Annotated in this window: 19 protein-coding genes; 14 read left to right on the forward strand and 5 right to left on the reverse strand. The window is 72.2% G+C overall.

Features of this window, described 5'->3' with window-relative positions:
* The first annotated feature begins 46 nt into the window (after positions 1-46).
* On the forward strand, positions 47-2248 hold the full coding sequence (locus tag KG111_RS00325) for a 3-hydroxyacyl-CoA dehydrogenase NAD-binding domain-containing protein (RefSeq protein WP_205291187.1): 2202 nt from the start codon (positions 47-49) through the stop codon (positions 2246-2248).
* A 73-nt stretch (positions 2249-2321) separates the two neighbouring features.
* Here the strand turns inward: KG111_RS00325 and KG111_RS00330 are convergent, their stop codons facing one another.
* On the reverse strand, positions 2322-2855 hold the full coding sequence (locus KG111_RS00330) for a glutathione peroxidase (protein ID WP_205291186.1): 534 nt from the start codon (positions 2853-2855) through the stop codon (positions 2322-2324).
* A 74-nt stretch (positions 2856-2929) separates the two neighbouring features.
* A complete protein-coding gene (locus KG111_RS00335) occupies positions 2930-4291 on the reverse strand; it encodes an aminotransferase-like domain-containing protein (RefSeq protein WP_205291185.1) in 1362 nt (453 codons plus the stop codon).
* Positions 4292-4463: 172 nt separating this feature from the next.
* Here KG111_RS00335 and KG111_RS00340 point away from each other — a divergent pair, with 172 nt between their 5' ends.
* The 9 genes from KG111_RS00340 to KG111_RS00380 all read left to right on the forward strand — a co-directional run bounded on the left by KG111_RS00340 (position 4464) and on the right by KG111_RS00380 (position 14682).
* Positions 4464-5312, forward strand: coding sequence for a nitrilase-related carbon-nitrogen hydrolase (locus KG111_RS00340; RefSeq protein ID WP_213450016.1), 849 nt, complete (start codon positions 4464-4466; stop codon positions 5310-5312).
* A gap of 26 nt (positions 5313-5338) precedes the next feature.
* Positions 5339-6766 (forward strand): dihydropyrimidinase, encoded by a 1428-nt coding sequence (hydA, locus tag KG111_RS00345; RefSeq protein ID WP_205291184.1) that lies wholly within the window; start codon positions 5339-5341, stop codon positions 6764-6766.
* 13 nt (positions 6767-6779) lie between these two features.
* Positions 6780-7859, forward strand: coding sequence for a TIGR03842 family LLM class F420-dependent oxidoreductase (locus KG111_RS00350; RefSeq protein ID WP_249666229.1), 1080 nt, complete (start codon positions 6780-6782; stop codon positions 7857-7859).
* Positions 7860-7898: 39 nt separating this feature from the next.
* Complete coding sequence (locus KG111_RS00355) at positions 7899-8855, forward strand: ABC transporter permease (protein ID WP_249666230.1); 957 nt, start codon at positions 7899-7901, stop codon at positions 8853-8855.
* A complete protein-coding gene (locus KG111_RS00360; protein ID WP_205291183.1) occupies positions 8852-9748 on the forward strand; it encodes an ABC transporter ATP-binding protein in 897 nt (298 codons plus the stop codon). The genes KG111_RS00355 and KG111_RS00360 overlap by 4 nt, the downstream gene beginning before the upstream one ends.
* Positions 9745-10524: an ABC transporter permease gene (locus KG111_RS00365; RefSeq protein ID WP_205291182.1), complete on the forward strand. Its 780-nt coding sequence runs from the start codon at positions 9745-9747 to the stop codon at positions 10522-10524. The genes KG111_RS00360 and KG111_RS00365 overlap by 4 nt, the downstream gene beginning before the upstream one ends.
* Positions 10525-10603: 79 nt before the next feature.
* Positions 10604-11752 (forward strand): ABC transporter substrate-binding protein, encoded by a 1149-nt coding sequence (locus KG111_RS00370; protein ID WP_205291181.1) that lies wholly within the window; start codon positions 10604-10606, stop codon positions 11750-11752.
* Between the two features lie 79 nt (positions 11753-11831).
* A complete protein-coding gene (locus KG111_RS00375) occupies positions 11832-13157 on the forward strand; it encodes an aspartate aminotransferase family protein (RefSeq protein ID WP_205291180.1) in 1326 nt (441 codons plus the stop codon).
* 1 nt (position 13158) lies between these two features.
* Positions 13159-14682 (forward strand): CoA-acylating methylmalonate-semialdehyde dehydrogenase, encoded by a 1524-nt coding sequence (locus KG111_RS00380; protein WP_205291179.1) that lies wholly within the window; start codon positions 13159-13161, stop codon positions 14680-14682.
* Between the two features lie 92 nt (positions 14683-14774).
* On the opposite strand, the gene KG111_RS00385 is transcribed toward KG111_RS00380, so the two are convergent.
* Together KG111_RS00385 and KG111_RS00390 are read right to left on the reverse strand one after the other, a co-directional pair.
* Positions 14775-15536: an SDR family oxidoreductase gene (locus KG111_RS00385; protein WP_205291178.1), complete on the reverse strand. Its 762-nt coding sequence runs from the start codon at positions 15534-15536 to the stop codon at positions 14775-14777.
* Between the two features lie 14 nt (positions 15537-15550).
* Positions 15551-16684: a GGDEF domain-containing protein gene (locus tag KG111_RS00390; RefSeq protein ID WP_205291177.1), complete on the reverse strand. Its 1134-nt coding sequence runs from the start codon at positions 16682-16684 to the stop codon at positions 15551-15553.
* Positions 16685-16877: 193 nt separating this feature from the next.
* Between KG111_RS00390 and KG111_RS00395 the strand changes: the two genes are divergently transcribed.
* Genes KG111_RS00395 through KG111_RS00410 form a run of 4 tightly spaced genes read left to right on the forward strand, consistent with a single transcriptional unit; the run spans position 16878 to position 21050 of the window.
* Complete coding sequence (locus tag KG111_RS00395; protein ID WP_205291176.1) at positions 16878-17519, forward strand: PadR family transcriptional regulator; 642 nt, start codon at positions 16878-16880, stop codon at positions 17517-17519.
* Entirely contained in the window at positions 17516-17656 is a 141-nt protein-coding gene (locus KG111_RS00400; protein ID WP_205291175.1) for a hypothetical protein, read from the forward strand. The genes KG111_RS00395 and KG111_RS00400 overlap by 4 nt, the downstream gene beginning before the upstream one ends.
* Positions 17653-18372: an ABC transporter ATP-binding protein gene (locus KG111_RS00405; protein ID WP_205291174.1), complete on the forward strand. Its 720-nt coding sequence runs from the start codon at positions 17653-17655 to the stop codon at positions 18370-18372. The genes KG111_RS00400 and KG111_RS00405 overlap by 4 nt, the downstream gene beginning before the upstream one ends.
* Entirely contained in the window at positions 18369-21050 is a 2682-nt protein-coding gene (locus KG111_RS00410) for an ABC transporter permease (protein ID WP_205291173.1), read from the forward strand. The genes KG111_RS00405 and KG111_RS00410 overlap by 4 nt, the downstream gene beginning before the upstream one ends.
* Positions 21051-21248: 198 nt before the next feature.
* Here the strand turns inward: KG111_RS00410 and KG111_RS00415 are convergent, their stop codons facing one another.
* On the reverse strand, positions 21249-23168 hold the full coding sequence (locus tag KG111_RS00415) for a carboxypeptidase regulatory-like domain-containing protein (RefSeq protein ID WP_205291172.1): 1920 nt from the start codon (positions 23166-23168) through the stop codon (positions 21249-21251).
* Positions 23169-23199 lie beyond the last annotated feature (31 nt).

Here is a 23199-nt window from a genome sequence, read left to right on the forward strand (position 1 = left end):
CGGCCCTCATCGATCTTTCGAACCTCACAGACCTCAAGGAACGACATTGAGCACCGACACCCAGACCTCGGTCCGCTACGACCGTGACGCCGACGGCATCGTCACCCTGACCCTCGACGACCCCAACGCCTCCGCCAACACCATGAACGAGCTCTACCTCGACTCCATGGAGAAGGCCGTCGACCGCCTGTACGACGAGGCCGACGACGTCACCGGCGTCATCCTCGCCTCGGCGAAGAAGACCTTCTTCGCCGGCGGCAACCTGAAGAGCATGGTCACGGCCACCAAGGACGACGCCCAGACCCTCTTCGAGATGGCCGAGCGGATCAAGCACAGCCTGCGCCGCCTCGAGCTGTTCCCGAAGCCGGTCGTCGCCGCGATCAACGGCGCCGCCCTCGGCGGTGGCTACGAGATCACCCTCGCCGCGCAGCACCGCATCGTGGTCAACGACCCGAAGACCAAGATCGGCCTGCCCGAGGTCACCCTCGGTCTGCTGCCCGGCGGCGGCGGCGTGACCCGCGCCGTGCGCAAGTTCGGCCTGCAGTCCGCGCTGATGGACGTCCTGCTCCAGGGCACCCAGTTCAACCCGGAGACGGCGCACAAGAAGGGCCTGGTCGACGAGCTCGTCGAGACCCAGGACGAGCTGCTCCCCGCGGCCCGTGCGTGGCTCAAGGCCAACCCCGAGGCTGCCCTCAACCCGTGGGACGCCCCCGGCTACAAGATGCCCGGCGGCTCGCCGAAGTCCCCGGCCCTGGCCGGCTTCCTGCCCGCCTTCCCGGCGCTGCTGCGCCAGCAGCTCAAGGGCGCGGACTACCCGGCCCCGAAGGCGATCCTCTCGGCCGCGGTCGAGGGCGCGAACGTCGACTTCGACACCGCCTCGCGCATCGAGTCGCGCTACTTCACCAGCCTGGTCGTCGGCCAGAACGCCAAGAACATGATCCAGGCGTTCTTCCTCGACCTGCAGGCGATCAACTCCGGCTCGCTGCGCCCGGAGGGCTTCGAGCGCTACCAGGCCAAGAAGGCGGTGGTCCTGGGCGCCGGCATGATGGGCGCGGGCATCGCCTACGTCCTGGCCAAGGCCGGTGTCGAGGTCGTCCTCAAGGACGTCTCGGTCGAGAACGCCGAGCGCGGCAAGTCCTACTCGACCACCATCCTCGACAAGGCGATCTCGCGCGGTCGCTCCACCGACGAGAAGAAGGCCGAGCTGCTCGACCGGATCACCGCCACCGACGACCCGGCCGCCGCCGCCGGCGCCGACCTCGTCGTCGAGGCCGTCTTCGAGGACCCGGCCCTGAAGGCCAAGGTGTTCGCCGAGATCCTGCCGCACGTCGCCCCCGACGCGCTGCTGTGCTCGAACACCTCGACGCTGCCGATCACCGAGCTGGCCGCCGGCCTGGAGAACGAGGCCGACCGGCCCCGCTTCATCGGCCTGCACTTCTTCTCGCCGGTCGACAAGATGCCGCTGGTGGAGATCATCTCCGGCAAGGAGACCACCGACGAGAGCCTCGCCAAGGCGATCGACGTCGTGCAGCAGATCCGCAAGACGCCGATCACCGTCAACGACAGCCGCGGCTTCTACACCTCGCGCGTCATCGGCTTCATGGTCAACGAGGGCATGGCGATGCTCGCCGAGGGCGTGGCGCCGTACACGATCGAGCGCGCCACCTCCTCCGCCGGCTACCCGGCGCCGGTGCTGCAGCTGTCCGACGAGCTCAACCTCGAGCTGATGGGCAAGATCGCCAAGGCCACCCGCGAGGCCAACGACGGCAAGATGAACGTCGAGCACCCCGGCACCGCCGTGGTCGAGAAGATGCTGGAGCTGGGCCGAGCGGGCCGGCTGAAGAAGGCCGGCTTCTACGACTACGACGCCGAGACCGGCAAGCGCGGCTCGATCTGGGAGGGCCTGGCCGAGGTGTTCCCCGTCGCCGAGGAGCAGCCGGACATCGCCGACGTGCGCGACCGGATGCTGTTCGCCGAGGCGCTCGAGACCGCGAAGTGCTTCGAGGAGGGCGTCATCACCTCGGCGGCCGCCGCGAACATCGGCTCGATCATGGGCATCGGCTTCCCGCCGCAGACCGGTGGCGCCGCGCAGTTCATCACCGGCTACGAGAACAAGGCGACCGGCGAGGTCGGCATCGAGGCGTTCCTCAAGCGCGCCGACGAGCTGGCCGCCAAGTACGGCGAGCGCTTCGAGCCCACCCCGTGGCTGCGCGAGCTCGCCGCGTCGGGCAAGGGCTTCCCCGCCTGACCTGCTGAGCTGAAAACACGAGGACCCCGGGCAAGCGCCCGGGGTCCTCGTGCGTTCGGAGCCCAGAGGTCGCTCAGAGGTACTGCTGCAGGTCCTCGCGGATCTCCTCCGGCGTGGTCGGCGGCTCGTAGCGCTTGATCACCTCGCCGTCGCGACCGACCAGGAACTTGGTGAAGTTCCACTTCACCGCGTCGGCCGGCGCGTCCGGGTTGAGCGCGCTGATCGCCTCGTAGAACCGGCCCAGGTGCGGCCCGAAGTCGCCCGGCGCGGCCGCGCGCAGGTGCACGAACAGCGGGTCGGCGTCGGGGCCGTTGACGTCCACCTTCGCCAGCACGGGGAAGGTGACGTCGTACGTGGTCGTGCAGAACTCCTGGATCTCGGCGTCGGTGCCGGGCTCCTGCTCCTTGAACTGGTTCGAGGGGAAGCCCAGGATCTCCAGGCCGTTGTCCTTCTCGGCGCGGTAGAGCGCCTCGAGGCCCTCGTACTGCGGGGTGAGGCCGCACTTGCTGGCGACGTTGACGATGAGCAGCAGCTTGCCGGCGAACTCGGCCAGCGACACCTCGGCGCCGTCGGCCGCGCGGACCTTGAAGTCGTGAACGGTGGTCATGGCGCCATTGTCCTGCGCCGGGACGCCCCCGCGGGCCCCGACCGCAGGCTGGTCAGCGCTCGGTCAGGCGCTGGTCAGCGGGCGCGGGTCGCCGCGGCCAGCGCCGCCGCCACGTCCGGGGCGTCGGCGGCGGCCACCAGCCCCGTCGTCAGCCGCAGGTACGGCGCCCCGGCGGTGCCGTCCGCGCCGCCGGCCCAGAACGCCGTGCCGCCGGCGGCCCGGATGCCGGACGCGGCCAGGTGCAGCAGCGCGGCCCGCTCGTCGGCGACCTCCAGCCACAGGTTGATCCCGTCCGGCGGGGCCAGGGCGAGGCCGTGGCGGGCCAGCTGCTCGACGACGGTGCGCTGCCGGGCGAAGTACTGCCGGCGCGCCTCGGCGACCTCGTCCATCGCCGCAGCGGAGGTGAGCAGGTCGAGCAGGATGGTCTGCAGCATCCGCGAGGTCCACGCCGGCCCGAGCATGCGGCGCGCGACCACGGCATCGATGAGCTCCGCCGGCCCGGACAGCGCCGCGATGCGCAGGTCGGGCCCGTGCGACTTGGAGTAGGAGCGCACGTGCACCACTCGGTCGGGCAGCCGGGTGCCGAGGGTGACGGCCGGGGCGGCGCTGATGCCGGCGCTGTGGTCGTCCTCGAGGACCCACGGCATGCGCCCGGTGGCCGTCGCGGCGCGGGTGAGCACGCTGACCAGCTCCTCGGCGCGCTCGGCGCCCATCGCCACCCCGGTGGGGTTGTGCGCCCGCGGCTGCAGCACGACCGCGACGGGCTCGGTGCGCAGCGCCTCGCGCAGCGCGTCGGGCCGCACACCGTGGGCGTCCAGCTCGACCGGCACCACCTCCCCGCCGAGCACCTCGACCAGGTCGAAGAACGGCGGGAAGCCGGGCGACTCCAGCACCACCCGGTCGCCGTAGGAGACGACCTGCTCGAGGGTGCGGGCGATGCCGTCGGTGGCGCCGTCGACGACGGTGATCGACTCGGCGTCGTACGGCCACGAGGCCCGCAGCACCTCGCGCAGCGCGGGCAGCACCGGCTCGTCCTGGTAGGCCAGGGTGCCGGCCCGCTCGGAGACCCGGCGCAGCGCCGGGCCGAGCGAGGGCAGCAGGCGGGGGTCGGGGGTGCCGCGGGACAGGTCCAGGCGCAGCCCGTCGCGGCCGGCGCCGACCAGGCCGCGTTGACGCGGGGAGAGCCACGGCGTGGGCGTGTCGCGCACGAAGGTGCCGGAGCGGCCGCGGGAGACGACCAGCCCGGTGCGGCGCAGCGCCTGCCAGGCCGCGGACACCGTCGCCGGGGAGACCCCGAGGTCCGCGGCCAGGACGCGCACGGTCGGCAGCCGGTCCCCGGGGGCCAGGTCACCGGCCCGGATGGCGCGGCTGAAGGCGCCGGCGATGCCGCGCGGCGTGCGGTCCCCGAGCCCGCCGAGGTCCACTGCCTGGCTCAATCACGTCTCCTGCCGGGGTGCTCGTCCCAGCCGTCAGCGCCCCGGGAGCCGGAAGGGGATTCCGGCCCGGATTTAGCAGTGATCCTTGACAGCGGAGAAATCGAAGCGAAATGTTCAACCCGCAGGATAACGAAACCTCGGGCACCCGAACACACCCTCGCGGAGGTGCATCATGACCGTCGTTCGTGCCGCCATCAGCCAGACGACCTGGACCGGTGACAAGGACTCGATGCTGGACAAGCACGAGAAGTTCGCCCGGGACGCAGGAGCCGACGGAGCGCAGGTGATGTGCTTCCAGGAGCTCTTCTACGGCCCCTACTTCGGCATCACCCAGGACCAGAAGTACTACCGCTACGCCGAGCCGGCCGACGGCCGGACCGTGCAGCGCTTCGCCGCGCTCGCAAAAGAGCTCGGCATGGTCATGGTGCTGCCGATCTACGAGGAGGAGCAGACCGGCGTCTACTACAACACCACCGTGGTGGTCGACGCCGACGGCACCATCCTCGGCAAGTACCGCAAGAACCACATCCCGCACCTGGAGAAGTTCTACGAGAAGTTCTACTTCCGCCCCGGCAACCTCGGCTACCCGGTCTTCGAGACCGCGGTCGGCAAGGTGGGCACCTACATCTGCTACGACCGGCACTTCCCCGAGGGCTGGCGCGAGCTGGGCCTCAACGGCGCGCACATCGTGTTCAACCCCAACGCCACCAAGCCGGGGCTGAGCAACCGGCTGTGGGAGGTCGAGGGCCCGTGCGCGGCGGTCGCCAACGGCTACTTCGTGCTCCAGCCCAACCGGGTCGGCCGCGAGGACAACGAGTACGGCGACGAGGCGGTCGACTTCTACGGCACCTCCCAGGTCATCGACCCCCGCGGCAACTTCGTCGGCGAGCGCGGCTCGTCCACCGACGAGGAGCTGCTGGTGCGCGACCTCGACCTGGCGATGGTGCAGCAGATGCGCGACGACTGGCAGTTCTACCGCGACCGCCGGCCGGACTCCTACACCGCCATCGCGCGGGCCTGACGCCGAGCAAGGGGAGAGGACTCCAGATGCCCGACCTGATCATCAAGGGCGGCACGGTCGTCAACGCGACCGGCACCGCGCAGGCCGACGTCGTGGTGGACGGCGAGAAGGTCACCGCCCTGCTCGCCCCCGGCACCGCCGAGGCGCTCGGCATCACCGCGGACAAGGTCATCGACGCGACCGGCAAGTACGTCATCCCCGGCGGCATCGACGCGCACACCCACATGCAGCTGCCCTTCGGCGGCACCTACGCCTCCGACACCTTCGAGACCGGGACGGTGGCGGCTGCGTGGGGCGGCACCACCTCGATCATCGACTTCGCGGTGCAGCGCCACGGCGAGCGCGTCGAGGACGGGCTGGCGGCCTGGCACGAGCTGGCCGGCGGCAACTGCGCGGTCGACTACGGCTTCCACCAGATCATCGGCGGGGTCGACGAGGAGTCGCTGAAGGCGATGGAGCGCCTCGTCGACGAGGGCATCACGTCGTACAAGCTGTTCATGGCCTACCCGGGCGTCTTCTACTCCGACGACGCGCAGATCCTGCGCGCCATGCAGAAGGCCCGCGAGACCGGCCTGCTCACGATGATGCACGCCGAGAACGGCCCGGCGATCGACGTGCTCGCCGCCCAGCTGGCGGAGTCGGGCAAGACGTCGCCGTACTTCCACGGCATCGCCCGGGCCTGGCAGATGGAGGAGGAGGCCACCCACCGGGCGATCATGCTGGCCGACGTCACCGAGGCCCCGCTGTACGTCGTGCACGTCAGCGCCAAGCAGGCGGTGCAGCAGCTGGCGTGGGCCCGCGACAACGGCAAGAACGTGTTCGGCGAGACCTGCCCGCAGTACCTCTACCTCTCGCTGGAGAAGCAGCTCGGCGCCCGCAGCGAGGAGTGGGGCGAGTTCGAGGGCGCCAAGTGGGTCTGCTCGACGCCGCTGCGCTCGGAGACCGACGGCCACCTCGAGGCGATGTGGCAGGGCCTGCGCACCAACGACCTGCAGATGGTCTCCACCGACCACTGCCCGTTCTGCATGAAGGACCAGAAGACGCTCGGCAAGGACGACTTCCGGGCGATCCCGAACGGCATCGGTTCCATCGAGCACCGTGTCGACCTGCTCTACCAAGGGGTCGTGGATGGCCGGATCACCCTGCCGCGGTGGGTGGAGCTGATCGCCACCACCCCGGCCCGGATGTTCGGCCTCTACGGACGCAAGGGGGTCATCCAGCCCGGCGCGGACGCCGACATCGTCGTCTACGACCCGAACGGGCACACCTCCATCGGGGTGGAGAAGACCCACCACATGAACATGGACCACTCCGCCTGGGAGGGATTCGAGATCGACGGCCACGTCGACGTGACCATCTCCCGCGGCACCGTGCTGGTCGAGGACGGCGAGTTCAAGGGCCGCAAGGGTCACGGCCGGTTCCTCAAGCGCGACCTGACGCAGTACCTCGTCTAAGGCCCCTGCCCCGGTGACCGCCGGGCGCCTGCGCCACCTCCTCGGGACCAACGAAAGGAAGCAGATGGACTTCGGCGTCGTGCTGCAGACCAATCCCCCCGCCTGGCGGACCGTCGGGCTGGCCAAGCAGGCCGAGGAGCACGGGTTCGACTACGTGTGGACCTTCGACTCCCACCTGCTGTGGCAGGAGCCGTACGTCATCTACTCGGCGATCCTCGCCGAGACCCGACGGGTGATCGTCGGGCCGATGGTGACCAACCCGGCCACCCGGGACTGGACGGTGACCGCCTCGGTCTACGCCACCCTCAACGAGATGTACGGCAACCGCACGGTGTGCGGCATCGGTCGCGGTGACTCCGCGGTCCGGGTGCTCAACGGCGCGCCGACCACGCTCAAGCAGGTCCGCGAGGCCACCCACGTGATCCGCGAGCTGGCCAACTGCCGCGCGGTCGAGCACAACGGCTCCAAGCTGCAGTTCCCCTGGGCGCGGACCTCCGCGCTGGAGGTGTGGATCGCCGCCTACGGCCCGCTGGCGCTGAAGACCGCCGGCGAGGTCGGCGACGGGTTCATCCTGCAGGTCGGCGACATCGACGTGGCGAAGTGGATGATCGAGCAGGTCCGCACCGCCGCCTCGAACGCAGGCCGCGACCCCGAGAAGATCACCTTCTGCGTCGCCGCCCCGGCGTACGTCGGCGAGGACACCCCGGAGTCGTGGCAGCACATGCGCGCCCAGACCCGCTGGTTCGGCGGCATGGTCGGCAACCACATCGCCGACATCGTCGCCAAGTACGGCGAGGACGCCGACTTCCCCGAGGTGCTCATCGACTACATCAAGGGCCGCACCGACTACGACTACAACACCCACGGCAAGGCGGACAACGACCACGTCGACTTCGTGCCCGACGAGATCGTCGACCGGTTCTGCATCCTCGGCACCCCCGAGCAGCACATCGCCAAGCTGGTCGAGCTCAAGGCGATCGGCGTCGACCAGTTCGCTGTCTACCTCCAGCACGACAACAAGGAGGAGACCCTGCGGGTCTACGGCGAGTCGATCATCCCGCAGCTGCGCGAGCACGTGACGGCCAAGGCATGAACCGGGTGTTCCTGCGGCGGGGGAGGGTGTGAGGCGCCGGTGACCCAGACCGTCCTCGACCCCGCTCCGGGCGAGGCCACCTCGGTGGCCTCCGCGCTCGACGTCCGGGTGCGCCGGATGCCCGGCGTGCTGGGCTGGGTCCGGGCGATCGGGCTGGCGCTGCTCGGGCTGGTCGCGCTGGTCGGGGCGTGGGAGGGCTACAAGGCGCTGGTGCCCGAGAACGGGGTCCTGGTCGGTGAGCAGCGGGTGCTGCCGCGCACCACCGACCTGGCGATGCCGCACGTGTGGGACATGGTGCAGCGCCTCGGTGAGCCGACCACGAGCATGCCCGGCGCCGACCCGCTGTGGCGCTCGGTGCTGGACGCCGCGGTGGTCTCCCTGGGCATCGCCGGGGTCAGCTGGCTGGTCGGCACCACGGTCGGGCTGCTGCTGGCGGTCGCGATGGCGCGGCTGCGGGTGCTGGAGTGGGGGCTGCTGCCCTGGATCATCCTCAGCCAGACCATCCCGTTGATCGCCTTCGCGCCGGTGGTGCGCAGCTGGGGCTCGCGGATGCAGATCGGCAGCTGGGAGTGGCCGCCGTGGCTCTCGGTCGCGGTGATCGCCGCCTACCTGGCGTTCTTCCCCGTCGCCGTCGGGGCGCTGCGCGGCCTGCAGGCGCACAGCCGGATCCACGCCGACCTGTTCCACGCCTACGCCGCCGGCTGGTGGTCCACCCTGCTGCGGGTCCGGATCCCCTCCGCGGTGCCCTACCTGCTGCCGGCACTGCGGCTCGGCGCGGCCAGCGCGGTGGTCGGCACCGTGGTCGCGGAGGTCTCCACCGGCTTCCTCGACGGCATCGGCCGGATGCTGGTCTCCCTGGCCGGCCAGGCATCCGGCGACCCCGCCAAGGCGTGGGCGCCGATCTTCGGAGCCATCGCGCTCGGCCTGGTGGCCGGCGGCATCGTCACTGTCATCGGGGTGCTGCTGCGCCCCTACCGCCGAGGAGAGGCGCGATGAGCGACCTGAGCACCCCCACGCCCGCCCCGACTCCCGCGGACGCCGCCGGCGGCCCGGCCGAGAGGAGGGCCGAGGGGGCCGCCGCGACCGGCACGAGCGCGGCGGTGTCGGCGCGCGGGGTGACCAAGACGTTCCGCACCCGCCAGGGCGTGGTCGAGGCGCTGCGCGACGTCGACCTCGAGGTCGGCGCCGGCGAGTTCGTCGCGCTGCTCGGCCCGTCCGGCTGCGGCAAGTCGACCCTGATGCGCCTGGTCGCCGACCTCGAGCAGCTCACCTCCGGCAGCATCGAGGTGTTCGGCAAGTCCCCCGACCGGGCGCGGCGCGACCAGGACTACGGCATCGCCTTCCAGTCCGCCGGGCTGCTGCCGTGGCGCACCGTGGCCCGCAACGTGGCGCTGCCACTCGAGCTGCACGGCATCTCCCGGCGCGAGCGCAAGGAGCGCGTCGCACACCTGCTCGACATGGTCGGGCTCAGCGACTTCGCCGGGCACCACCCCGACCAGCTCTCCGGCGGCATGCAGCAGCGGGTGGCCATCGCCCGCGCGCTCGCCGAGCAGCCCCGGCTGCTGCTGATGGACGAGCCGTTCGGCGCCCTCGACGAGATGACCCGTGAGCGGATGCAGGCCGAGCTGGCCCGGATCAGCGTGGAGACCGGGGCCGCGGTGGTGTTCGTGACGCACTCGATCCCTGAGGGCGTCTTCCTCGCCGACCGGGTCGTGGTCATGTCCCCGCGCCCGGGCCGGGTCGTCGGCGAGGTCGTCACCGGCATCGGTCGCGACGTGCCCCGCGACGACGCGCTGCGCCAGGACCCCGCCTTCTTCGCCCGGGTCACCGAGGTCCGCGAGGTGCTGCACGGCGCCCCCGTGGCCGGCGAGGGCCGGGAGCTGCGATGAGGCCGTCCGGCCGGCTCGCGCTGCGCATCGGGGCCCCGGTGCTGGTCGGCGTGCTCGGTCTCGCGCTGTGGCAGTTCCTGGTGTCGGTGGTCGGCGTCTCGCCGTACCTGCTGCCGGGGCCGGCGGAGATCGCCGAGGAGTGGCAGGCCAACAGCACCGTCATCCGCGAGGCGTTCATGATCACCGGCACCAACGCCGCGATCGGGCTGCTCGCCGGCACCCTCGCCGGCGTCCTGCTGGCGGCGGTGACCTCCTGGGTCCGCTTCACCGAGGGCATGGTGGCACCGGTCGTCGCCGGCCTGGCGGTGGTGCCGATCGTCGCGCTGGCCCCGGTGCTCAACGCGATGTACGGCGCCGACAGCGAGTACGGACGCCGGGTGGTGGCCGCGATCGCCGCCTTCGTGCCCGTCTACGTCAACAGCGCCCGCGGCCTGCACCAGACCACGCAGCTGCACCGCGACCTGATGCACGCCACCGCCGCCAGCGGCTGGCAGCGGTTCCGGGTGCTCACCCTGCCCTCGGCCACCCCGTTCGTGCTCACCGGCATCCGGGTCGCCAGCTCCCTGGCCGTCATCTCCGCGCTCGTCGCGGAGTACTTCGGGGGACCGCGCGGCGGTCTCGGCAGCTTCATCTCCACCAGCGCCGCCACGAGTGCCTACGCCCGCGCGTGGGCCTATGTCGGCGCCGCCATCGTTCTCGGGTTGGTCGCGTACGTCGTGACCGTGCTGCTCGAACGTCTCGTGCAGCACCGCCTACCGACCGGAGCGGCGACATGAGTGCGCTCCGATCGGCCGGTCCGCGCCTGCAGCGTCGCACGGCGTACGGCCTCCTCCACCCCCGCCGAAAGGAACCCACATGAACCTCTCCCTGCGCCGAGGGCTGGCGGCCACCGCCCTCGCCCTCGCCGCCTCGACCGTGCTGGCCGCCTGCGGCAGCGACGACGAGGGCGACGACAAGACCAGTGCGAGCGGCTGCAACGTCGGCAACGACGTGAAGCTGCAGCTGCAGTGGCTGCCCCAGGCCCAGTTCGCCGGCTACTACGCCGCGCTCGACCAGGGCTACTTCTCCGACGAGGGCCTGAACGTCGAGATCATCCCCTCCGGCGGCGACATCGTGCCGCAGGACGCCCTGGCCTCCGGCGACGTCGACTACGCGATCGCCTGGGTGCCGAAGGTGCTGGGCTCCATCGAGCAGGGCGCGGGGCTGACCAACATCGCGCAGATCTTCCAGCGCTCCGGGACGCTGCAGGTCGCCATGGCCGACTCCGGGATCGACGAGGTCGCCGACTTCGAGGGCAAGAAGATCGGATCCTGGGGATTCGGCAACGAGTGGGAGATCTTCGCCGCCATGGCGGCCGAGAACCTCGACTCCAAGTCGGTGGAGATCGTCACCCAGGACTTCAACATGACCGCCTTCCTGCAAGGTGACATCGACGCCGCGCAGGCGATGACCTACAACGAGTACGCGCAGCTGCTCGAGACCAAGAACCCCAAGACGGGCAAGCTGTACACGCCCGAGGACTTCAACGTCATCTCCTACGAGGACACCGACGGCGCCATGCTGCAGGACGCCATCTGGGCCGAGACCAAGTGCCTGGAGGACGAGGCGTTCGCCGACCGGACGGTGAAGTTCCTCAAGGCCGTCGTCAAGGGCTGGGCCTACGCCCGCGACAACGCCGAGAAGGCCGCCGACATCACCGTCGCCGCCGGCTCCAGCTGGGGTCCCAGCCACGAGCTGTGGATGACCAACGAGACCAACAAGCTGATCTGGCCGGCCGAGAAGGGCATCGGCGTCATCGACGAGGCCGCCTGGAAGAAGACCGTCGACGGCGCGCTCAGCGCGACCAACGAGCAGGGCCAGAAGCTGATCACGGCCGAGCCCCCGGCAGGCGCCTACGACAACACCTTCATCGAGAAGGCGATCGAGGAGCTCGGTGAGGAGGTCGACACGACCGGAGCCGGCTACAAGCCGATCGAGGTCGAGCTCGCCGAGGGCGGCAACTAGTACCGCGGCGGTCCCGGGGCGCGGCCACCCGCCGTGCCCCGGGGCCACCACCCACCCCCACAGAAGGAGGCCGACGAAGGTGACGGTCCAGCAGAGCAGCGATCTCGACGCGCGTGCGGTGGAGCTCGACCGCAGCCACGTCTTCCACTCCTGGAGCGCGCAGGGCGCGCTCCACCCCATGGTGCTCGCCGGCGGGTCCGGGACCCGGGTCTGGGACCACTCCGGTCGCAGCTACCTGGACTTCTCCAGCCAGCTGGTCAACGTCAACATCGGCCACCAGCACCCCAAGGTCGTCGCGGCGATCACCGAGCAGGCCACCACGCTCGCCACCGTCGCCCCGGCCACCGCGCACCTCACCCGCGGTGAGGCTGCCCGCCGCATCGTGGAGCGGGCGCCCGGCGGGCTGGACAAGGTGTTCTTCACCAACGGCGGCGCCGACGCCAACGAGAACGCGATCCGGATGGCGCGGGTGCACACCGGCCGGGACAAGGTGGTCTCCACCTACCGCTCCTACCACGGCAACACCGGTGCGGCGATCGTCTCCACCGGCGACTGGCGCCGGGTGCCGAACGAGTACTCCCGCGGCCACGTGCACGTGTTCGGGCCCTACCTGTACCGCTCCGAGTTCTGGGCCACCACGCCCGAGGAGGAGGGGGAGCGGGCGCTGCAGCACCTGCGCCGGGTGATCGAGTGCGAGGGCCCGACCAGCATCGCCGCCATCCTGCTCGAGACGATCCCGGGCACCGCCGGGGTCCTGGTCCCGCCGCCGGGCTACCTGGCCGGCGTGCGCGAGCTCGCCGACACGCACGGCATCATGCTGATCCTCGACGAGGTGATGGCCGGCTTCGGCCGGGCCGGCGAGTGGTTCGCCCTCGACGCCCACGACGTCGTGCCCGACCTGATCACCTTCGCCAAGGGCGTCAACTCCGGCTACGTGCCGGTCGGCGGCGTGCTGATCAGCGGCGAGGTCGCCGCCACCTTCGACGAGCGCGTCTTCCCCGGTGGGCTCACCTACTCCGGGCACCCGCTGGCGGCCGCCTCCATCGTCGCCTCCATCGACGCGATGAGCGAGGAGGGCATCATCGACAACGCCCGCCGCATCGGTGCCGACGTCATCGGCCCCGGCCTGGCCGACCTCGCCGAGCGGCACCCGGTGATCGGCGAGGTCCGCGGCACCGGCGTCTTCTGGGCACTCGAGCTCGTCGCCGACCGCACCACCCGCGCTCCGCTGCCCGCCGCGCTGATCGGAAAGGCCCGCACCGAGCTGCTCGCCCGCGGGCTGATCCCGTTCACCTCCGACAACCGCATCCACGTCGTACCGCCCTGTGTCGTCACCGACGACGAGGTCGCCGAGGCCCTGGCGGCGTACGACGACGTCCTGACCCTGCTCGACGAGGAGCTCTGAGATGACCGACACCCCCAGCGCCACCGCCACCGACCTGCCCGTGCTCGACCACTGGATCGCCGGCAGCAACGACCCCGGCGCCTCCACCCGCACCGCCCCGGTGCACGACCCGGCCCTGGGCCAGGTCACCAAGCAGGTCCGGCTGGCGAGCACCGACGACGTCGACCGTGCCGTCGGCGTCGCCCGCTCGGCGTTCGCGACCTGGGGGCAGACCTCGATCGCGCGCCGCCAGCAGGTGATGTTCTCCTTCCGCGAGCTGCTGAACGCCCGCAAGGACGAGCTGGCCCAGATCCTCACCTCCGAGCACGGCAAGGTGCTCTCCGACGCTGCCGGGGAGGTGGCCCGCGGCCTGGAGGTCGTGGAGTTCGCCTGCGCGATGCCACAGCTGGCGAAGGGCGCGTTCAGTCAGAACGTCTCCACCGAGGTCGACGTCTACTCCGTCAAGGAGCCGCTCGGGGTGGTGGGGATCATCAGCCCGTTCAACTTCCCGGCGATGGTGCCGATGTGGTTCTTCCCGATCGCGATCGCCACCGGCAACACCGTGGTGCTCAAGCCGAGCGAGAAGGACCCGAGCGTCGCGAACTGGATGGCCGAGCTGCTCAAGGAGGCCGGTCTGCCCGACGGGGTGTTCAACGTCGTGCACGGCGACAAGGAGGCCGTCGACGCGCTGCTCGCCCACCCCGACGTCGCGTCGATCTCGTTCGTCGGCTCCACCCCGATCGCGCGGTACGTCTACGAGACCGCGACCGCGCACGGCAAGCGGGTCCAGGCGCTCGGCGGGGCGAAGAACCACATGCTGGTGCTGCCCGACGCCGACCTGGACCTGGTCGCCGACTCCGCGGTCAACGCCGGCTTCGGCTCCGCCGGCGAGCGGTGCATGGCCGTGTCCGTGGTGGTCGCCGTCGAGCCGATCGCCGACGAGCTGATCGCCAAGATCCGCGACCGGATGGGCAAGCTGGTCATCGGCGATGGCCGCCGGGCCTGCGACATGGGTCCGCTGATCACCCGCGAGCACCGGGACAAGGTGGCCGGCTACCTCGACGTCGCCGCCACCGACGGCGCGGAGGTCGTCGTGGACGGTCGCGACGTTTCCGTGGACGGCGCCAGCGAGGGGTTCTGGCTCGGTCCCACGCTGATCGACAAGGTGCCGACCGACTCCACCGTCTACACCGACGAGATCTTCGGGCCCGTGCTGTCGGTGGTGCGGGTGGCGTCGTACGCCGACGGGGTGGCGCTGATCAACGCCGGGCCCTACGGCAACGGCACCGCGATCTTCACCAACGACGGCGGCGCTGCCCGCCGCTTCCAGCGCGAGGTCGAGGTCGGCATGATCGGCATCAACGTGCCGATCCCGGTCCCGGTCGCCTACCACTCCTTCGGCGGCTGGAAGGCCTCGCTGTTCGGCGACGCGAAGGCCTACGGCCCCCAGGGCGTGGAGTTCTTCACCCGGGAGAAGGCGATCACCTCCCGCTGGCTCGACCCCTCCCACGGCGGGCTGAACCTGGGGTTCCCGCAGAACACCTGAGGCTGCTGTGGCGCACCGCTTCCCAAGCGGATTTGTCGGAAATCGGCGAGATCACGACGAATTCGCTTGGGAGGCGGAGCGCCCGAGCAGGTTCAGATCATCTTCTTCAGCACCCCGAGCGGGGCGTGGCGCATCACGGGGGCGAGCGCGGCCCACGGCAGCGGCGGCACGTGTGCGGAGCCGACCTCCTTCTCGATGGCCGCGACCATCGCGGCCACGCCCTTCTCGGTGGAGGCCATCAGCGGCGTGGACTGCTCGACCTGGGCGTTCATCTCCGAGCGGATGTAGCCGGGGTAGAGCACCGTCACCTTGATCTTGTCCGCGAGCCGGGTGCCGTGCAGCTCGGTGCGCAGGCCCTCGGCGAGATGCGCGACACCGGCCTTGGTGGCGGCGTACGTCGTCATCGACGACGGCATCCCGCGCAGCGCCGACATCGAGGAGACCATCACCAGGTGGCCGGCCTCCTGGGCGCGGAAGACCTCCATCGCGGCCTCGGTCTGCGCCAGCGCGCCGACGAAGTTGGTCATCGCGGTCTCCAGGTTGGCGTCGAAGCGGCCGGTGCCGAGCTTCGCGCCCTTGCCGAGGCCGGCGTTGACGACGACCCGGTCGAGCCGGCCGAGCTCCTCGCGCAGCGCACCGAACCCGGCGAACACCGCGTCGGGGTCGGTCACGTCGATCGGGTGCACCGCGACGCGGCGGTCCGGGTGGGCGGCGAGGATCTCGCTGCGCAGCTCCGCCAGCCGCTCGGTACGACGTGCCGCGAGCGCCAGGTCGTGGCCGCGGGCGGCGAACTGCCGGGCCATCTCCGCGCCCAGCCCGCTGGAGGCGCCCGTGATCAGGATGGTCTTGGTCATGGCGTCAGTGTGGCTCACCAGGCCTGACGCGCCCGCAGGCCGCGGCGCAACGCCACGACCGCCGGGGTGTCGCCGGGGCCGGCCGCGCCCGCCGGGTCCGCTGTCCCGTCCACCGGCTCTGTTGTCGCGCCCGGTGCCCGCGCCGCCTCATCGGGCCCGCGCCCGCCGTGTGAGTGGGGGTGCGCACCGGAGCGGGCGTGCTTGGCGGCGTACATGTCCTGGTCGGCCCGGTCGGCGAGCTGGTCGATCGGCTCGCCGGGACGGGCGCTGGCCACACCCGCGGACCACGGGGACGGAGAGTCCTGCACGAGGCGCGCCACGAGTGCGCGGGCACCGTCCTCGGGCACGCCGGGCAGCACGAGGACGAACTCGTCACCGCCGATCCGGCCGATGCGCTGCTGCCGGTCCAGCCGCGAGCGCCAATGCGCGGCCAGGTCCCGGATCATGTCGTCGCCGGCGCTGTGCCCGCGGTTGTTGTTGACATCGCGCAGCCCGTCGATGTCGATCATCACCAATGTGAACGGCTCGCCCCGGCGCTGAGCCCGCTCGAACTCGCGCTCGGCGTGGGCGATGATGTCGCGACGGTTGGGCAGCAGGGTGAGCGGGTCGATGCGGGTGAGCCGGTCGACCCGGCGGTGCACGACCGCGAAGGCCTCGGCGGTCAGCACGGTCTGCAGGGCGATGGAGAGCGCGAACCCGACGAGCAGGGCCTCGCCGCGCTCGGCGATCAGCGCCAGCCAGACGGCGGTGCCGCCGTACACCACGGCGCGTCCCCACCGCGGGTGCAGGAACCAGGCGCAGAACGCGCCGATGATCGGCAGCACCGCGCCGTTCATGACCGCGGCCAGGTCGACGTGCGTGTGGTCGGTCAGCCAGCAGATGGCACCGACCTGCACCGTCACCAGGACCAGGGCGTGGCGGCGGGTGAACCGCTTGCGCAGCGCGACCACGGCGATCGCTAGGCCGAGGGCGACGAGGGCGAGCACCACGATCAGCCAGCGCGGGTTCTTGCCGGGGCTCCAGGTCGCGATGCCGACGCCCAGCATCGCGGCGCTGCTGAGGTACATGGTCGCGGTCGCGAACGGCAGCATCGGGGCGTCGTCGTCACGACGGCCGTGGTTCCGTACGAGGCGGTGGCCGGTGGTCATGAGCGTGTCCCTCCCGCGGGGCCTGCCGCGAGGATCCAGCGTAGGTGGGCCGGTGCGGGCTCGGGGGCGACGAGAGGGGCACGGGACCAAAGGCCCCGGGATCCCGTCCTGGCGGAGGAGGGCTCGCCTTCGCGCTGCATATCCGGTATATATATCCATACCGAGTATGTATCGCCCGTCGAGAGGCCCCCGCATGTCCGTGAAGCACGCCCTCCTCGCCCTGCTGGAGGAGCAGCCGATGTACGGCTACCAGCTGCGCTCCGAGTTCGAGCAGCGCACCGGCACCACGTGGCCGCTCAACGTCGGGCAGGTCTACACCACCCTGAGCCGGCTCGAGCGCGACGGACTGGCGCTCGCCGACGGCGAGGACGCCGAGGGCCACGTCATCTACCGGATCACCGACTCCGGTCGCGACGAGGTCGCCGCCTGGTTCACCACCCCGGTCGCCCGCACCCAGCCGCCGCGCGACGAGCTCGCGATCAAGCTCGCCCTCGCGGTCACCGTGCCCGGCGTCGACGTCGGCACCGTCATCCAGCAGCAGCGCGGCGCCACCATGGCCGCCCTGCAGGACTACACCCGGCTCAAGCGGCAGGTCGGCGACGGTGCCGGCCTCGCCGGCGACCCGGCCGACCTCGCCTGGAGCCTGGTGCTCGACTCCCTCGTCTTCGCCGCGGAGGCGGAGATCCGCTGGCTCGACCACTGCGAGGCCCGGCTGCGCCGGGCGGCCGTCGAGCAGCAGGCGCTCGACGTCGCCGCGGCCCCCGCCCCGCCCACGCCGGCCGCCGCCGGGCCGGTGCTCGAGGCGGCGGCGAAGCGCAAGCGGGGCCGGCGATGAAGCTGCTGCAGGCCCATGCCCGGCGCCTGGACCATGCCGAACGCCGGTGGCTGGCCGAGGCCCGCGACCGGCTGCTGAGCCGCCGCGGCGGCGCGGGCGACACGAACATCCCCACCACGACGGAGGTACGACGATGAGTGCTGTGCTGCGGATGCGCGACGTGACCCGGGTGCACGGCACCGGCGCCGGCGAGGTGCAGGCGCTGCGTGGCATCTCGTTCGCCGCCCACGCCGGCGAGCTGGTCGCCGTCATGGGGCCCTCGGGCTCCGGCAAGTCCACCCTGCTGACGATCGCCGGCGGCCTGGACCAGCCCACGTCGGGTGCGGTCGAGGTCGAGGGCACCGACCTGGTCGGCCTCGACCTGGGCGGCCGGGCCCGGATGCGTCGTACCTCGATCGGCTACGTCTTCCAGGGCTTCAACCTGATCCCGGCGCTGACCGCGGTGGAGAACGTGGCGCTGCCGCGCGAGCTCGACGGCATCGGCGCCAGGCAGGCGCGGAGCGAGGCGCGCACCGCGCTGGCCGAGGTCGGCATCGGCCACCTCGCCGACCGGTTCCCCGACGACATGTCGGGCGGGCAGCAGCAGCGGGTCGCGATCGCTCGGGCCGTGGTGGGGGAGCGCCGGCTGATCCTGGCCGACGAGCCCACCGGGGCGCTGGACTCCGAGACCGGCGAGGAGATCCTGCGGCTGCTGCGCGCGCGCTGCGACGCGGGCGCCGCCGGCGTGCTCGTCACCCACGAGGCCCGGCACGCCGCCTGGGCGGACCGGGTGGTCTTCCTGCGCGACGGCACCGTCGTCGACGAGACCGGCACCGGCGGCGTCGACCTGCTCACCGAGACCTCCGCCCGGTGAGCTCGACGAAGGGCGCCTCGAACCGGCTCGCCGGCTGGCGGGTCGCGCTGCGGCTGGCCCGCCGCGAGGCGCTGCGCCGCAAGGCGCAGACCGCGCTGATGCTGGTGCTCATCGTGCTGCCGGTGCTTGCGGTGAGTGCCGCGGCGGTCGTGTGGCGTACCCAGGACGTGTCCGGCGTCGAGGGTCTCGACCGCCGGTTGGGGGCGGCGCAGGCCCTGGTGACCCCCGAGCGCAGCGGTCCGGTCGCGCAGCACTTCGACCCCCAGGTCGCGCTGAGCTGGGGTGGCCTGGAGGGACAGGTCCGCGCGGGAAGCGCCGAGATCGGTGCGGTGCTCGGCGCCGAGCGGCCGATGATCCCGATCCGTCAGCACACGCTGCTGTTCGAGACCGACGAGGGGATCGCCGAGCTCGAGACCCTCGAGACGGCCCTGGCCGACCCGCTGGCCGAGGGCCTCGTCCGGCTCACCGAGGGCCGGCTGCCCACCCGCCAGGACGAGGTGGTGGTCAACGCGGCGCTGGTCGAGCGCGGCCCCGGGATCGGTGAGACCCTCACCCTCCTGAGCCGCAGCGCCGACGGCGAGGAGCGGCGGGTCGCCGACATCGTGGGCATCGCCGAGCACGCCGCCTACCGGGACTATCCGGTGGCCGCCGGCCTGCCCGAGGCGTTCGGTCCCTACTCCGAGGACGCCGCCCCGCAGTGGCTGGTCGGCGGCGCCCCGGTCGACTGGGCCGCCGTGCAGGCCCTCAACGAGATCGGTGCCTTCGCCCTCTCCCGCGCGGTGCTGAGCGACCCGCCCCCGAGCTCCGCGCTGCCGCCGGAGGTCGAGGTCATGGTCGACGGCGGCCCCGACGAGGCCACCATCACCGTGCTCGGCCTGATCATCGTGATGGTGCTGATCGAGGTCGTGCTGCTCGCCGGCCCGGCGTTCGCCGTCCGCGCCAAGGCGCAGGCGCACACCCTCGCCCTGGTCGCCGCGACCGGCGGCACGCCCGCGCAGGCGCGGCGCACCGTGCTCGCCTCCGGCGTGGTCGTCGGGATCGTCGGTGGCGTGCTCGGCGCCGTGGGTGGCATCGGGGTCGGCGCGCTCGCCGTACCGCTCGCGCAGCGGATGCAACGCACCTGGTTCGGGCCGTTCGAGGTGCCGTGGCCGCTGCTCGCCGTGGTCGCCGGGTTCGGCTTCCTCTCCGCCTTCCTCGCCGCCGTGGTGCCGGCCGTCTCCGCGTCCCGGCAGGACGTCGTCGCGGTGCTGGCCGGTCGTCGTGGCGAGGGCCGCCCCTCGGCGCGGTCGCCGCTGCTGGGCGTGGTGCTGATCGGTCTCGGCGTCGCCGGCTCCCTGCTGGGGGTCGCCGACGGCGGTGCCTCCCCGCTGCTGGTCGGCGGCTCCGCGATCCTCGCCGTGCTCGGCATGGTGCTCCTCGTGCCGGTCGCGGTCGCCGCCGTCGCCCGGGTCGCCACGCGCTGGCCGCTGCCGCTGCGCTTCGCTGCCCGCGACGCCGCCCGGCACCGTACCCGCACCGTGCCCGCGGTCGCCGCCGTCGGTGCCACCGTCGCCGGGGTGATCGCCCTCGGCATCGGGATCGGCAGCATGGAGAGCGCCGACGAGCAGGCCTACCGCCCCCAGCTCGCGATGGGCTACGGCGCCGTCACGGTCGCCACGGTCGACGCCGAGGCCGAGGGCGTCGACGTCGCCGCGATCCGCGGGGTCCTGGAGGCGGAGGCCGGCAAGGGCTCCGTCACCGAGGTGACCGGCGTGGTGACCGACGGGGGTGACGACGAGGGAGACGCCGGTGGCTGGCGCGAGCTGACGTTCACCACCGGCGGCGAGGACGTCGAGTTCTCCAGCTGGGGCACCCTCGGCTCGTCGTACCTGGTCGGCGCCGAGGTGCCCGAGGGGATCGGGCTGAGCCCGGCGGAGCGCACGCTCGCCGAGGAGCGCCTCGCCGCCGGCGAGGTGGTGGTGCTGCGCACGTCGGACTTCGTCGGTCCCGACGACTTCGCGGAGATGACCGTCGAGGTGACGTTCTACGACGGCGCCGGCGAGTCCCGCCCGCTCCGGTCGCTCGACGTCGCCACCTCGGTGCTCGACCCGGACTCGGGGACGGCGGCGGTCGCGGCGCTCCTGCCGCAGGCGGTGGTCGACGAGCTGGAGCTGAGCACCGCTACCAGCGGGTTGATCACCCGGCCGGGGCTGTCCGACGAGGCGGTCGAGGACCTCAACGAGCGGCTGCAGACCATGCCGGGCGCGGGCTACCTGTACGTCGAGCGCGGCTACCGCACCGAGGCCTCCGTGCGGATCGTCCAGCTCGTGCTGGCGATCCTGGGCGGGGTGCTGATGCTCGGCGGCACGCTGACCGCGACGTTCCTGGCGCTCTCCGATGCCCGCCCCGACCTGGCCACCATGGCCGCGGTGGGTGCGCGTCCCCGGACCCGGCGGGCGGTCGCCGCCGGCTACGCGCTGGTGGTGGGTGCGGTCGGCGCTGTGCTGGGCACCCCGATCGGGTTCATCCCCGGCGTGGCGATCAGCAAGCCGTTGACCCGAGACGGCAGCGGCGCCACCGTGCTGGAGGTCCCGTGGTTGCTCATCACGGTCGTCGTCGTCGGCCTGCCGCTGCTCACCGCCGCTGCGGTCGGGTTGGCTGCTCGCAGCCGGCTGCCGTTGGCGGCGCGGATCGACTGAGGGGGCCGGGTGCAGGAATCCCCGGTCGACCGGGGATTCCTGCGCATTACGGGGTTGCAACCCCCGAAACCCGCCAGGAAACCCTGCCCCGTGTGACAGATGAGCCCAGAGCGACGAACGGCCCCGGTGTCCGAGGGACACCGGGGCCGTTCGTGCGTTCGCTGCGGCTCAGCGCGAGTCAGCGCTGTGCCGCACCGTTCAGCGCTTGACCTTCGCGGTCCGGGCGCTGACCGCCGTGGCGGTGAGGTAGCCGCTGCGCCGTACGGTCACCCGGACCTGGATCCGCTTGCCGCGGTCCTTCTTGCCCAGCTTGTACGACGCCTTGGTGGCGCCCTTGATGACCTTGCCGTTGCGCAGCCACTGGTAGGTGACGCGCACCTTGCCGGGGCCCCAGGTGCCGGTCTTGGCCTTCAGCTTCTTGCCGACCTTCGCCTTGCCGCTGACCTTCGGCTTCGGGCCGTTGAGGACACCGGTCACGGGGAGGGTCGCGCGGGAGGTGGCGGCCGCCTGCTGGTCACCGGCGGCATCGGTCACCACGCCGGTGACCGTGACGGTGATCCGCTTGCCGGCGTGGGTGTTGGTCAGCCGCAGGGTCGTCTGGGTGGCGCCGGGGATCGGCACGCCGTTCGCGCGCCACTGGTAGCTCAGCCGTGCCGTGGCCGGGGTCCAGGTGCCGGGGCGGGCGGTGAGGGTGCTGCCGGCACGGGTGACGCCGGCGATCGCAGGCACCGCGGGGGTGAGCACGACCGGGTCGACCGGGTCGACCGGGTCCTCCGGGTCCGCCGGGTTTGGGGTGACGGCGGCGGTGGCCAGCGAGGTGCGCTCGACGGTGCGGCCGTCGTGGGTGGCGGCGACGCGCACGGAGATCCGCCCGCCGACGTGGTCCGCGGTGAGGTCCAGGGCGGCGCCGGTGGCGCCGGCGATCACCTTGCCGTCACGCAGCCACTGGTAGCTCAGGTCAGGGCGGGCCGGGCTCCAGGTGCCGGCGGTCGCGGTCAGCCTGCTCCCGGCACGCGGGGTGCCGGAGACGGACGGCGCGGGGCCGGTGAGCGGGCCCAGCTCGATCGTCACGTCCCGCCTCATCGGTGCGGAGGCCGGGAAGTCCAGGGCGCGGGCGTCGGCCTGCTTGGCGGCGCCCTCGGCGCCGTCCCACCACTCGGAGACATCGCCACGGTCCGCACCGGCCTCGGGGTGGAACCCCAGCTGGAAGGCGAGGCCGGTGTCCTCGACGACCCGGAACCTGCCCTCGTCGTTGGTGAGGATCGGGCCGTACTGCGGGTCCTCGAACCCGCCGGTCGCGGTGCGCTTGATCTTGAGCGTGACCGGTGCCTGGGTGACGGGGGCGCCGGCGCTGTCGCGCACGGTGAACACCACGGTCTTGAGCCGGGTGATCCTCAGGTCGGCGACCACGCCCTGCCCGCCGGGCACGGTGACGCTCCGGGTGTCGCGGGCGTAGACGTCGTCGTCGATGCCGTAGGTGTCCGGGCCCTTGGTGTCGACCTCGTAGCTGCGCGCGATCAGCGGCGCGACGGTCTGGCCGCCGTACGTCGGGCTGGTGCGGGTGTCGTAGCGGCCGTCGGCGTCGGCGAAGACGTAGTGCCCGCCGGACATCGAGTCCTCGGAGATCGACACCGCCGCGTTCGGGACGGGCGCGCCGTCCTGGTCGGTGACCCGGCCGCTGACCCAGCCGGCCGGCTCCAGCACGATGTCGCGCAGCGTGACGGTGCCGCCGGCGACCGTGATCTGGCTGCTGCGGGTCCACGCGTTGTCGTACCACTCCGCCTGCAGGCCGGGGTGGGCCTCAGGGCTGGTGTGCAGCTGGTAGGTGCCCTCAGGCAGGCCGGAGAAGGTGAACCGGCCCTGCTGGTCGGTCTCCCGGCCGGCGTACCAGCTGGTGGAGCCGTCGGTGTCGCGGTACAGGTCCACCCAGGCGTCAGCCAGCGGGCTGGCGGTGCCCCCGGCCGGCTTGCCCTTGACGACGCCGGTGATCGCGCCGGTGGCGACGGCGTGCGCGGCCGGGGCGAGCGGTGCGAGCAGCAGCGTGCCCAGGGCCAGGGAGAGGGCCAGGGAGAGGGCGGTGAGCGCCGCGAGGGCGTGGCGTCGGTACGCCGAGGACATGGGGTCTCCTCCCGGAAGGGTGAGCGGCCGC

This window comes from Nocardioides faecalis, from assembly GCF_018388425.1.
Lineage (GTDB): Bacteria > Actinomycetota > Actinomycetes > Propionibacteriales > Nocardioidaceae > Nocardioides > Nocardioides faecalis.